Raw genomic sequence first — 12,632 nt, forward strand, 5'->3', positions numbered from 1 at the left:
GAAAAATAAATACCTGCATGATATGCACGGATATAACAAATATAAAAGAAATAAAATGAATATATAAAGGAGGAGAGTTATGTCACAGAAAAATGATATCCCGGTGGTTATTAACAATAAAGTGTATACATTGAGCGGATTTGAAAGTGAAGAATATCTCCAGAATGTAGCGTCTTATATCAATGGTAAGATTCAGGAGTGTCAGTCTTCCGAAAGTTATCGCCGTTTTAATGCGGAATATCAGAGCGTATTACTTGCACTTAATATCGCAGATGATTATTTCAAGGCAAAGCTTCAGGTGAATCAGATGCTGACGGAGGATGATGACAAGGACAAGCAGATCTATGATCTCAGACATGAAGTGATCGAAACACAGATTAAGTATGAATCTGCGCAAAAGATGATTGACGAATACAAAGAAAAAGTCAACGCTTTACAGAGAGAAATAATTAAGTTGGAAGCAGAAAATAATGTTAAATAGACCTGAGATTTTAGCTCCGGCAGGCTCGATGGAATCATTGAAAGCTGCAGTAAATGCAGGTGCAGATGCATGTTATGCCGGAGGCAATATGTTCAGTGCTCGTGCATTTGCGGGAAATTTTGATACAACAGAATTACTGGAAGCAATTGATTACTGCCATATTCATAATGTGAAGTTATATATGGCAGTTAATACTTTGCTTAAAAATAGTGAAATGAAAGATCTGATTCCTTACCTTGACCCTTTTTACAGGGAAGGTGTAGATGGGATTATTGTACAGGATGTTGGTGTTATAAGAAGTCTTTCAAAAGCATATCCTGATCTGCCTTTACATGGAAGTACGCAGATGAGTGTATGCAGTACTTACGGGGCAGAATTTCTTAAAAATCTGGGCATGACAAGATTTGTTCCTGCAAGGGAATTATCATTAAATGAAATAAAATCTATAAAAGAAGCAGTTGATATCGAGATAGAGACCTTTGTACATGGGGCGATGTGCTTTTGTTATTCCGGAAAATGCCTGATGAGCAGTTTTGCAGGCGGCAGAAGCGGCAATCGTGGACGTTGCGCACAACCTTGCAGAAAGGCTTATAACAGCAAACAATTTAATCATGAATATGCACTCAGCATGAAGGACATGTGTACACTTGCAAGCTTGCCACAGCTGATTGAGGCGGGTATTGACTCTTTTAAGATTGAAGGCAGAATGAAGAAACCGGAATATGTGGCTGCAACGGTTCATGCATATTCAGAGATTACAGATGAATGTATAAACGGACATTTGAATGAGAAGCGGATCGCATATCATACAGACAGGCTAATGGATATCTATAACCGGGGCGGTTTTTCGTCCGGTTATTATTATATGAAGAACGGAAAAGAAATGCTTGCGAACAAGCGCCCGAATCATACCGGAACTTTAATCGGTAAAGTAGAAGCGGTGGAAGCACCATTTGTCTATATTCGTCTGGAACGTGGAATTCAGGCAAAAGATGTCTTGGAGATCCGTACCGGTACAGAACAGAATATTGAACTGACATCCAATGTAACTGCACAGGCAGGACAGAAGATTCGACTGAATGCGAATAATCTCCGGCAGATTCGAAAAGATATGCATGTATACCGGACAAGAAACAATGCGCTGATCGAAGATATCGGTGTACGTTTTATACAGAAAGAAAAACAGACGGATATTTATGGAAAGGTAACAGCAAAAATCGGAGAGCCGATCACTTTGGAGCTGTTTTCAGGTGTGGACGATATCTCGGTAAAAGTTAAAGGAGAATGTATATCACAGGCTGCAAAACGTCCGGTTGAGGTGACGCAGATCATAGATAAGCTGTCAAAAACAGGCGGAACCGGTTTTAACTTTTATCTGGAATCAGAATGCGATGAGAATATCTTTATATCTCTTGGAAGTCTGAATGTATTAAGGCGGGAAGCTGTTCGCCGGTTGGAGCAGGCGCTGATCGGACGATATAGACGAAGGGTATCAGATGAGATGAAACCACTATATAACAGTCGGGAAGATATCAAGCGAAAAAATGAGATGAAAACCGATCTTAAAAGAGCTGCAGGTTGCTATGTGTCTGTAAAAACAATGGAACAATTTCAAATTGTTAATAATTATGAATTTGTACGTCATATCATTATCGATTATAATATAATACGTGAAGCAGAAGTCGGGAAGATGAACAGTGAGAAGAAAATTTATGTGGCGTTTCCTGATATCTTACGTGAAAACAAAAAGCATAACATGAAGGATCTTTATTTTCTGGCCGGAATGACAGATGGAATCTATGTAAAAAATATAGATGAACTGGGGCTTCTTAAAGAATACGGATATAAGGGAACTGTTCTGTTAGATTCTTTCCTGTATGCTTATAATGATGAAGCAATTCGCTTCTATAAGGATACATTTGATAATGTAATATTCGTGGGCTCGGTGGAACTGACTCATCATGAATTAGAAAGTCTTTGTACCGGTACGGTAGAACGGTTATACGGATATCAGCCGGTAATGATCACGGCACAGTGTTTTATCAATAATTATCTGGATGGCTGCGGTTATAACAGAAGCAAGCGCTTTTCGTTCCGGGATGAAAAGGGTAATCGCTTTTTCAGTGTAAATAATTGCAGAGATTGTTATTCAATTATCTATAACGGCGTACCGACAGATAATGTGAAGCAGTTGACAAATAACAGAAATACTGATATAACCAATGAATATTTGATTGATTTTACGATTGAATCCGTAGATCAGACGAAAAAGGTCATGGATCGATTGGAAAAGATTCAGACCGGTGAAACTGATATAGAATCGGATGAGTTAGATTATACAAGAGGACATTATATAAAGGGTATTGAATAATGGCAACAATAATTACTGAAATTTCAAAATACTTGATTATATTTTTTATGCTTTTATATACAGTTAAATGTTTTACGGTCTTGAAGCCTGTAAGAGAAGATAAAAAAAATCATGCACTTAATGTACAGATTTTCTATGTATTTATCATACATTTTCTGTGTTATCTGACCCTGTTTTTAAAATATAAAACAGTCAGTATTATTATTTTTTATCTGTTACAGATGATCGTATCCATTGTATATATGGTGTCTTATCACGGAATATATAAGAAATCATCCAGATTGATCACAAATAACATGTCATTTTTACTTCTGATCGGATATGTTATGCTGACTAGACTGGATTTTGATCTGGCAAAAAAGCAGTTTGCTTTTGCTACGATCACATTAGTTATTACTGCATTTATTCCGCTTATTATTGTCAAATGCAAGAATCTTAAGAACTGGGATATTTTTTATGCAGTATTAGGAATCGGTTTCCTAAGTACGGTCTTTATTCCGTTTCTTGGAGTATCCAAATATGGTTCTATGAACTGGATCCAGATAGGATCGATCTCTTTGCAGCCGATGGAATTTGTTAAAATAATATTTGTATTTTTCCTTGCAAGTGCGCTTAATAAAGCGAGGAGTTTTAAGGATTTGATAAAGGTCACGGTTGTATCCGGATTATTTATGCTGGTGCTTGTTGCAGAAAAGGATCTTGGTGGTGCGGCTATCTTTGTTATGATCTTTATCATGATGGTATATCTTGCAACACAGAAGACGATGATCCTGATTGGAGGACTTGGCGGCGCGGCGGTTCTTGCAACTGTAGGATATATGATATTTAAGAACAAATTCAGTCATGTGACAACCCGAATCAATGCATGGTTAGATCCATTTTCTTATATTAATGATGCAGGTTATCAGATTTGTCAGTCGTTATTCGCCATTGGATCGGGTGGAATGGAAGGGCGCGGTCTGGGAAAAGGTTTACCGACTGCGATACCGGTTGCATCCAGTGATTTTATTTTTTCAGCAATCTGTGAGGAGTTCGGCGTAATCTTTGCACTTTGTCTGATCCTTATGTATATCAGTTGTTTTATTTATTTTATTAATATCTCAATGAAGATAAGAAATACTTTTTATAAAAATGTAGCATTTGGATTTACAATATGTTTTATATTCCAGACATTTTTAAATATTGGCGGTGTAACGAAGTTTATTCCTTCTACCGGTGTAACACTTCCGCTTGTCAGTTATGGTGTAAGTTCGGTAGTGAGCACATTATTCCTGTTTGGTATTATTCAGGGAATCTGTGTACTTGAAAATAATGGAGTTGGTGGCAATGAAGAACAAACGATCTACAAACAAAGCAATCATGAAGAAGTATTCTCAGGGGAGTAGAGAAGAAATCGAAAAAAAGAAAAATGATAAAAAGAACGTTCCTGTACTTATAGTGACATATTTTGTTGTCTTTATCTTTATTGGAATGATGGCGCATCTGATCAAATATGTAATCGTGGATTCAGATTCTGATATCGCAAATTCCTACAATAAAAGACAGAACCTGTATGCGGAGACAGTTATCAAAGGACAGATTATTTCGGATGATGGTGTTGTTCTTGCGGAGACAAAGACAGATGACGATGGAAATGAAACAAGAGTTTATCCGTACAGCAATATGTTCGCCCATGCAGTCGGATATGACAGCAATGGTCAGGCAGGACTTGAGATGGCATCAAATTATTATCTGCTGACCTCGAATCAGAATATCCTATATCGTGTGTACCATGCATTATCAAATAAAAAGAACATGGGAAATAATGTTATAACTACATTAGATTATGATCTTCAGAGTACAGCTTATAATGCACTGGGAAGCAATGATGGCGCGATTGTTGCGATAGAGCCGTCTACCGGTAAGATCAAGGTGATGGTTTCCAAACCGGATTTTGACCCAAACCAGATTACATCTGTTATAGAAGAAACAGCAAATTCAGATAGTTCGTGCCTGTTAAATCGCGCAACACAGGGAATGTATCCACCGGGATCTACATTTAAGATACTTACAACCCTTGAATATATCAGGGAAAATCCAAATTACAAATCATATTCTTATGAATGTGAGGGTGAGGGAATCTTTAACAGTGTATCCATACATTGTTATAATCATAAAGTGCATGGAACGGTGGGTCTGGAACAGTCACTTGCATATTCCTGTAATACTTCATTTTCCAATATAGGTACAAAGCTTGATATGGATGCTTTAAACAAGCTATGTGAGGATTTCCTGTATAATAAAGAACTTCCGTATGACGGATATTATTATAAATCCAGCTATTCACTGACATCAAAGACAGATAAATCTCTGATTCCTCAGACTGTGATCGGGCAGGGAAAGACATTGATTACGCCGCTTCACAATGCGATGATCATGTGTGCGATCGCAAATGGCGGTGTTCTTATGAAGCCGTATATGATGGATCGAATTGAGAATTGTGACGGAAGCGTTGTAAAGAAATTCTCTAAGAGCTCTTATGGCAGGATCATTTCCGCAAAAGAGGCACAGACATTAACGGATCTTATGCGGTCTGTTACGGACTATGGAACAGCTTCTGATTATTTTTCAGGCGCAGATTATACGGTAGCCGGCAAAACGGGAACAGCGGAATTTAATGAAAATAAGGACTCCCATTCCTGGTTTATCGGGTTTTCAAATATTAACAATCCTGATCTGGTGGTCTGCGTTCTGGTGGAGAATGCGAGTAATACAGGAACTTCGGCGACGTCCATAGCCAGAAAGATATTTGATGCATATTATGATTAATCAGCTTGAAATAATGCAGTAATACTGATATACTTATAACCAATTAAGGGCTGGCAGATGTAAGTCGGTTCAGAGTTTTATTCGTAGTCGAATGTGAGTAGAACTTGAAGCATTTACAACACCGAAAAGACAGGAGGATTTGCTGTGATCGAAGCAACAAGCTGCGGAGGTGTGGTAATCTTCAGAGGAAAAGTATTATTACTGTACAAAAACTACAAAAACAAATATGAAGGATGGGTTCTCCCGAAGGGTACAGTTGAAAAAGGTGAAGAGCATAACCAGACTGCACTCAGAGAAGTAAAAGAGGAGACAGGTGTTAGCGCATCTATTATTAAGTATGTAGGAAAAAGCAATTATACATTTAATACTGCTTTTGATGTGGTAAACAAGGATGTACACTGGTATCTGATGATGGCGGACAGCTATTACAGCAAACCGCAGCGTGAAGAATATTTTGTGGATTCCGGTTACTACAAGTATCATGAAGCCTACCACCTTCTGAAGTTTCCGAACGAAAAGGATATTCTGGAACAGGCATATGCAGAGTATGTAGAACTGAAACGGAATAATCTTTGGGGAAGCAGAAAGTATTTTTAAGGTTTAAAATCTGACTGTTTATTTAGAAATAGTCAGATTTTTACTTTATAATAATAAATTACAGTTGTATAAAAATTACATAAGGAGGATCTCGATTCGAATGAAAGAATCAAAAGAAAAGGCAGACATGGATAAGAGACAGCCGGATCAGAATTCAGATTATGATGATTCGTTAAAAAATATGAAAAAAAAGAATGGATTATTTTTAAATATCATACTTGTGCTGTGTATTCTGGTCTTCCTTGGCTGCGGCGGTTATCTGGGTATCTATTTTTATACGAATTATAAAGCGGAGACAGCGTTTTCGGCTATTAAGGAAACGGTAGAAGATGGTGACTGCACAGATGATAAAGGAGAACCTGTCTATGTAACAGTACAGAAGAAGCAGGTTTATAAAAAATATGCTTCGGTATATGAGGAGAATCCTGATTTTATCGGTTGGCTCTATATCTATGGAACGAGGATCGATTATCCGGTTATGTATACGCCGAATGATGAGGAGTATTATATTCACAGAAACTTTAATGGAGAATACAGTGCGGCAGGTACTTTATTTGCAGCGGCAAACTGCAGCCCGACAGGTGAAGTATCTGATAATGTTATCCTGTATGGTCACAATATGAAAGCCGGAAGCATGTTTCACGATCTGTTAAAATATGAGGATGAAAATTTCTATAAGGAACATAAGACGATCATTTTTGATACTTTAGATGGACCGGGTACTTATACCGTGATTGCAGCCTTTTATACAAAGGCATATCCGGAAGATGATACAGAGCATTATAATATATATAGTTTTATTAATGCCGAATCGGGAACAGCATTTGATGATTATGTAAGCCGCGCAAAAGTAAATACACCATATACAATAGAAGAAACAGCTTCTTATGGTGATCACCTGCTGACATTATCAACCTGTGCATATCATACAGATAACGGACGGTTTGTAGTCGTTGCAAAGAAGATTGATAACAGCAGCCGATTACAGTAACAGGGACAGCGCACCGATAGGAATCGAAATTACATTTGCAGAGCAGCTTAAGTCTCATATAAATAAAAAGCCACCAAATCTGGTGGGCAAAAGGTGCAAACATATTGCATTTAGGGGGCAAAATGTTACATTTAATTGCATATGTGATACAATATGAAGCGCCTAGAAACAGCTTAAAACCAAGCTTTTTTCAATTATATTCATAGTTGGGAAAAATTTAGAAAGTGCCGGCAGCGGGACTTGAACCCGCACGATGTTGCCACCAACAGATTTTGAGTCTGCCTCGTCTGCCAATTCCGACATGCCGGCGTTTGTGAACCTTTGTAATAGTAACACATGGTAAAAACAGTGTCAATAATTATTTCCTGAAATGAGGTATGAAACAATGATGAAACGTAATATAAAACAACAGTTGAACGCGAAGCTTACGGAAATGAATATGAATCTTGCCAATAACTATAAAGATCTGGCTCATGATGCTTTAAATGAACTGGATCGGATGGTAGAGGATTTTAAAGCATCTGGTGATCTGAAAGAAAAAGATTATCAGAAGATGCGCCGGATGGTAGACGATTATAAGAGAAAGTTGGCTGATTACCATCATTAAGATGGTGTCAGCTCATTTTCATAATCTCTTTTTTCAATTTCTTTATTATCTTTTTCTCTAATCTTGAGATATAGGACTGGCTGATCCCTAAAAGATCGGCCACCTCTTTCTGGGTGCGTTCTATCCCATTGATAGTATTAATACCATAGCGCAGTTCTATAATAGTCCGTTCCCTTTCCGACAGATGTGAGACGGCGGTCTCCAATAAAGAATGATCCATCTCGGTTTCCATATTTCGATAGACGGTATCCTCATCCGTGCCGAGAATATCGGATAACAGTAATTCGTTGCCATCCCAGTCAACATTTAGCGGTTCGTCGATGGATATCTCCATACGAAGCTTGCTGTTTCTGCGCAGATACATAAGGATTTCATTTTCGATACATCTGGAGGCGTATGTTGCCAGTTTAATATTTTTATCACATTTAAAGGTATTGATAGCTTTGATCAGACCAATCGTACCGATCGAGATCAGATCTTCCACACCGATTCCGGTGTTGTCAAATTTCTTTGCAATATAAACTACAAGACGGAGATTTCGTTCAATCAGTATTTTTTTGATTTCTTGATCGTCGCCGTTTCCAAGACCTGCAACCATTGCACTTTCTTCATAAGGTTCAAGAGGAGCCGGTAGTACATCACAGCCGCCTATGTAATGGACATCCTTTCGGGATACAGGTAATAAAGTCATAATATTTGAAACTACTGAAAATTTAAAATCGTTATTTGCTAATGTATTTATCATTTTTTCTTACCTTTCTCAAATATGCTGAATTTAATAATATGCATTTGGACATATGACTGATTTGTAAGGTATGCCTGCTAAGCCCGATCAATGGTCGGTTTCGAATCAGCCGATTGTTAATAAAGAAGAAATCACAGTCGAAAGCAAGCATTAGGTCCGATTCAGAACTGATTGTCCGGTATGGAACCAGATGGATGCCTTCCGGCATTGATAAAGCTGATTTTCGATCGAAAGACTGGGTGCCGTTTGTGTAGTCATATACAATGTAATGGTATTGTCTGGGCAAAAGATCATACATGATCTCAGGGGATGCAATGACGACGTGTTTTCCTGTTGAAATGTCTTTTAAGGTATTTCCGGTATCCATAAAGCCATTTGCCTGTATTGTCTGATGTTTTCTGCCTATAAATAAATTAAAAAAATAGTTCATATGATTTACTTTCTTTTATTTTGCAAATGCAATTATATATACATACAGGGAAATATTTCGTCGTATTAGGGAATTTGAAAACAAGGAATCCCGACTGTATATGACAAATGTGGATAAATATAGGATGAAATACCTGTTTTTTAGACTGAAAATCTTATTTTTGTGTATAAATCTGTTGATAATGTGGAAAAGTTCTAACTTTATTTATATTTTTCGATGTTTTCAAACAATTAACAACATTTTACAAAATGATTTGAATATTCTAAATTGCTGTAAAAAAACATATGATTAACAGATAAAGATTATACCTGAAAACAGGGTGGAAGTTGAAAATGGAAAATAATATTGATACGCAATTGGAGCTTGCGATATCGACAAGAAATACATACAACGAGAGCGAGGCAGAGCTGTATATCGGATACAGTTCCGAGAAGAGTACATGGCAGCTTTTGATTCGATATAATGATGATATATCTGATCTGGTGGAACGGTATCGGATGCAGATATATTATCTGTTGGCAGGCTATGCAATTATTGAGATTTCAGAAGCGTATTTGAATGCATTTGCAGCAGATCCCAGAATTATCTATATAGATAAACCGAAAAGTGTGGAACAGCAGGTGTCTTATGCTCAGTATGCATCCTGTCTGTCCGGAACTTTCATCAATAATTACGGCCTGGATGGTGACGGAACAATCTTTGCGATTATTGATTCGGGAATTGATTATAGACATAATGAATTTGTCAGGGATGGAAAAAGCAGAATTTTATCTTTTTGGGATCAGCAGGCGGTATATCAGGATACATATGCAAATACTTATAAGCTGGGACGTATTTATACAAATGAAGAATTGAATTCAATACTGGATGGAAGTTATGCAGGAATTCTTCCATCTGAGGATCGTTCCGGGCACGGAACACAGGTTGCGGCTATTGCGGCCGGTACGAATATTGGCGTTGCTCCTCAGACAGAGCTTTTGGTTGTAAAGATCGGAAGCGATACCGCATCTAAGCTCCCAACTACACTTGGTCTTATCCTTGGAATTGACTATGCAATCCGGACGGGAATCGAAATGAATCGACCGATATCGATAAATCTCAGTTATGGAAATAATTACGGCTCCCATAAAGGTGATTCGCTGCTTGAAAATTATATCAACGATGTGTCCAGATTTGCTATCTGCTCAATATCGACGGGAACAGGAAATGATGCGATCAACCGAAGGCATCAGCGTGTAATTCTCGGAAATACTTCATATCGTATGATTGATCTGCTTGTAAGCGACTATGTAGCTTCATTTAATCTTCAGTTATGGAAAAATTATAATGACCGCTTTGATATTGTGATCATTGCGCCAAACGGAGACATCATACTGACCTTAAGTGAGTCGCAAAACATCGGAACAGGATCCTATCGAAACACTTTTGTAAAAGGAATCTATGGAACGCCAAATCCGTATAACCGTAATCAGGAAATATTTGTATCATTTCAAGGACAGAAAAATTATATAGATAAAGGGCAGTGGAAGGTCTTGATTCACCCGAAGCAAATTGTTAGTGGGGTGATAGATGCCTATCTGCCGATTCGGGCAAGTCTTACAGGAAATGTGGAATTCCTGAATCCAACAGAATTTGGGACACTTACGATTCCCGCTACTGCCGAAGGGTTGATTACGGTAGCGGCTTATGATCAGAATGTGGATGATTTTGCATATTTTTCAGGAAGAGGTTATACGGCAAATGACAGGATCAAACCGGATCTTGCTGCACCCGGTGTGGATATTTACACTGCATATCCGGGAAATGATTATTCCTTTGCATCGGGAACATCTATGGCTGTTCCGTTTGTATCCGGATCTGCATGCTTGCTGATGCAGTGGGGAATTGTAAACGGAAACGATCCGTTTCTGTATGGAGAAAAGCTGAAGGCTTCGTTGATCCGCGGAGCAAAAAGGATAAAATCAGCGAGAGAGTATCCAAACATATATATCGGTTGGGGAACTTTATGTGTAGAAAATTCTATCCGTTAGAAATGTGAGCCGTAAGGAACACATAAAAAGAGCCAGTCACTAGAAAAGCTAGTGATTGGCTCCGCTTAATACATGATCTTTAATTGCTTTAAAGCTTTCTTTGCTGATCACATGCTCGATCTTGCAGGCATCAGCAGATGCAATATCGGGATCAACACCAAGTTGTATAAGCCAGGCAGAGAGAAGCTCATGTCGTTCATATATCATCTCAGCAATTTCTTTTCCTGAATCGGTGAGTGAAATAAAACCTGCATCACTCATCGTTATGTAGTTGTTCTCACGAAGATTTTTCATAGCAACACTGATGCTTGATTTCTTATAACCAAGTTCGTTTGAGATATCAACCGAACGGACAACAGGCAGCTTCTTGCTTAATACCAATATTGTTTCCAGATAGTTTTCAACTGATTCATTCGTTGTTAACATAGCTTTACCCCATTAAAAATTTATTTACAAAAAATTATATCACAAACCGGAATAAGGTTCAAATGAAAGAAAGATAAAACTAATGGCATCCGTGACAATTGTTACAGTTTCCTCCGCACTGAACAGATTTTCCGGATTTTTTATCTTTTACCATTGAACGGATCGCAAGTACGCACACAAGTATAATAATAGCAGCAACAATAATAGTACCTATATATTTCTCCATAATAATCCAACCTTTCAATTTTATAATCGTAATTAGTTTAAACTAACCATATGAAAATGTCAAGCATAATAAATAAATTTGCATTTTAAGAATATAGCTTTGTTATATACGACTAAGATACGTTACAAGCTTCTAAATGATGTTATATTTTTCTAAAAAATGTTATTGACTTCTAATGAGGGTTAGTATATACTAACGATGAAATTTGAAACAGCATATTGCTTAATGATAAATTTATACGATTATGAAAGAAGATGGAATATGATGCCTTTAACTTTTATGAATATTGGAGAAACAAAGACCATTACCAAAGTTGGTGGAAAAAATGAAACAAGACAGTTTCTTGAGAAGCTTGGTTTTGTCGTGGGTGGAGAAGTAACAGTTGTTTCAGAGATAAACGGTAACATGATTGTAAATGTAAAAGAATCCAGAGTTGCCATCGGAAAAGATATGGCAGCCAAAATTATGGTATAAGGATACCGAAAAAACAGAAATATAAGTATTTGCACATTGGTAGCTGCCGGTGCAATTGTTTATATACACAAATGTATAAGAAGAAAAGCCGTCACAGAATCCGGTCTGAATATGTGAAGACGTTCTTATATGTATAAAGAAAAAGAAGGAGCAAAATGGTATGAAGACATTAAGAGAGGTTGCCGTCGGACAGACAGTTAAGGTAACAAAACTTGTTGGCGAAGGACCTGTAAAGAGACGTATCATGGATATGGGAATCACGAAAGGTGTAGAAATCTATGTCAGAAAAGTTGCACCGCTTGGTGATCCGGTTGAAGTAACAGTACGCGGTTATGAGCTTTCTTTAAGAAAGGCAGATGCCGAAATGATCGTTGTTGAATAAATGTGTGGATCGTACCGATCCTACAGACAACGAAGCAGATGATTTACTTATTTGATGAATCATA

14 protein-coding genes and 1 tRNA gene are annotated in these 12,632 nt (G+C 37.6%); 10 read left to right on the plus strand and 5 right to left on the minus strand.

Features of this window, described 5'->3' with window-relative positions:
* Positions 1–79 precede the first annotated feature (79 nt).
* The 6 genes from LK416_04710 (at position 80) to LK416_04735 (ending at position 7,248) form a co-directional block, all read left to right on the plus strand.
* A complete protein-coding gene (locus tag LK416_04710; protein UEA75487.1) occupies positions 80–481 on the plus strand; it encodes a cell division protein ZapA in 402 nt (133 codons plus the stop codon).
* The gene (locus LK416_04715; GenBank protein UEA75488.1) at positions 471–2,852 is read left to right on the plus strand and encodes a U32 family peptidase; all 2,382 of its coding nucleotides are present in this window, start codon (positions 471–473) and stop codon (positions 2,850–2,852) included. Before LK416_04710 ends, LK416_04715 begins: the two co-directional genes overlap by 11 nt.
* Positions 2,852–4,237 carry an FtsW/RodA/SpoVE family cell cycle protein gene (locus LK416_04720; protein UEA75489.1) on the plus strand — a complete coding sequence of 462 codons (1,386 nt, stop codon included), beginning with the start codon at positions 2,852–2,854 and terminating at the stop codon, positions 4,235–4,237. The genes LK416_04715 and LK416_04720 overlap by 1 nt, the downstream gene beginning before the upstream one ends.
* Positions 4,179–5,660, plus strand: a complete 1,482-nt coding sequence (locus tag LK416_04725) for a penicillin-binding protein 2 (GenBank protein UEA75490.1) — start codon at positions 4,179–4,181, stop codon at positions 5,658–5,660. The genes LK416_04720 and LK416_04725 overlap by 59 nt, the downstream gene beginning before the upstream one ends.
* Positions 5,661–5,804: 144 nt before the next feature.
* Positions 5,805–6,257, plus strand: a complete 453-nt coding sequence (locus tag LK416_04730; GenBank protein UEA75491.1) for an NUDIX domain-containing protein — start codon at positions 5,805–5,807, stop codon at positions 6,255–6,257.
* 100 nt (positions 6,258–6,357) lie between these two features.
* Positions 6,358–7,248, plus strand: coding sequence for a class B sortase (locus LK416_04735; GenBank protein ID UEA75492.1), 891 nt, complete (start codon positions 6,358–6,360; stop codon positions 7,246–7,248).
* Positions 7,249–7,473: 225 nt separating this feature from the next.
* Here the strand turns inward: LK416_04735 and LK416_04740 are convergent.
* Positions 7,474–7,557: transfer RNA gene (locus LK416_04740), tRNA-Leu, on the minus strand.
* Positions 7,558–7,633: 76 nt separating this feature from the next.
* Between LK416_04740 and LK416_04745 the strand changes: the two genes are divergently transcribed.
* Entirely contained in the window at positions 7,634–7,855 is a 222-nt protein-coding gene (locus LK416_04745) for a hypothetical protein (protein ID UEA75493.1), read from the plus strand.
* 7 nt (positions 7,856–7,862) lie between these two features.
* On the opposite strand, the gene sigE is transcribed toward LK416_04745, so the two are convergent.
* Both sigE and LK416_04755 read right to left on the minus strand, forming a co-directional pair.
* Complete coding sequence (gene sigE, locus LK416_04750; GenBank protein ID UEA75494.1) at positions 7,863–8,600, minus strand: RNA polymerase sporulation sigma factor SigE; 738 nt, start codon at positions 8,598–8,600, stop codon at positions 7,863–7,865.
* Positions 8,578–9,030, minus strand: coding sequence for a sigma-E processing peptidase SpoIIGA (locus LK416_04755; protein ID UEA75495.1), 453 nt, complete (start codon positions 9,028–9,030; stop codon positions 8,578–8,580). The genes sigE and LK416_04755 overlap by 23 nt, the downstream gene beginning before the upstream one ends.
* Before the next feature lie 332 nt (positions 9,031–9,362).
* On the opposite strand from LK416_04755, the gene LK416_04760 reads away from it, so the two are divergent.
* On the plus strand, positions 9,363–11,060 hold the full coding sequence (locus LK416_04760) for a S8 family serine peptidase (protein UEA75496.1): 1,698 nt from the start codon (positions 9,363–9,365) through the stop codon (positions 11,058–11,060).
* Between the two features lie 48 nt (positions 11,061–11,108).
* Here LK416_04760 and LK416_04765 read toward each other — a convergent pair whose 3' ends face one another.
* Together LK416_04765 and LK416_04770 are read right to left on the minus strand one after the other, a co-directional pair.
* The gene (locus tag LK416_04765) at positions 11,109–11,486 is read right to left on the minus strand and encodes a metal-dependent transcriptional regulator (GenBank protein ID UEA75497.1); all 378 of its coding nucleotides are present in this window, start codon (positions 11,484–11,486) and stop codon (positions 11,109–11,111) included.
* 79 nt (positions 11,487–11,565) lie between these two features.
* Positions 11,566–11,700 (minus strand): FeoB-associated Cys-rich membrane protein, encoded by a 135-nt coding sequence (locus LK416_04770; GenBank protein UEA75865.1) that lies wholly within the window; start codon positions 11,698–11,700, stop codon positions 11,566–11,568.
* Positions 11,701–11,973: 273 nt separating this feature from the next.
* On the opposite strand from LK416_04770, the gene LK416_04775 reads away from it, so the two are divergent.
* Entirely contained in the window at positions 11,974–12,186 is a 213-nt protein-coding gene (locus tag LK416_04775; protein ID UEA75498.1) for a ferrous iron transport protein A, read from the plus strand.
* Between the two features lie 160 nt (positions 12,187–12,346).
* Positions 12,347–12,568 carry a ferrous iron transport protein A gene (locus LK416_04780; GenBank protein UEA75499.1) on the plus strand — a complete coding sequence of 74 codons (222 nt, stop codon included), beginning with the start codon at positions 12,347–12,349 and terminating at the stop codon, positions 12,566–12,568.
* The last annotated feature ends 64 nt before the right edge of the window (positions 12,569–12,632 follow it).

This window comes from Lachnospiraceae bacterium GAM79 (genome assembly GCA_020735665.1).
Lineage (GTDB): Bacteria > Bacillota > Clostridia > Lachnospirales > Lachnospiraceae > Coprococcus.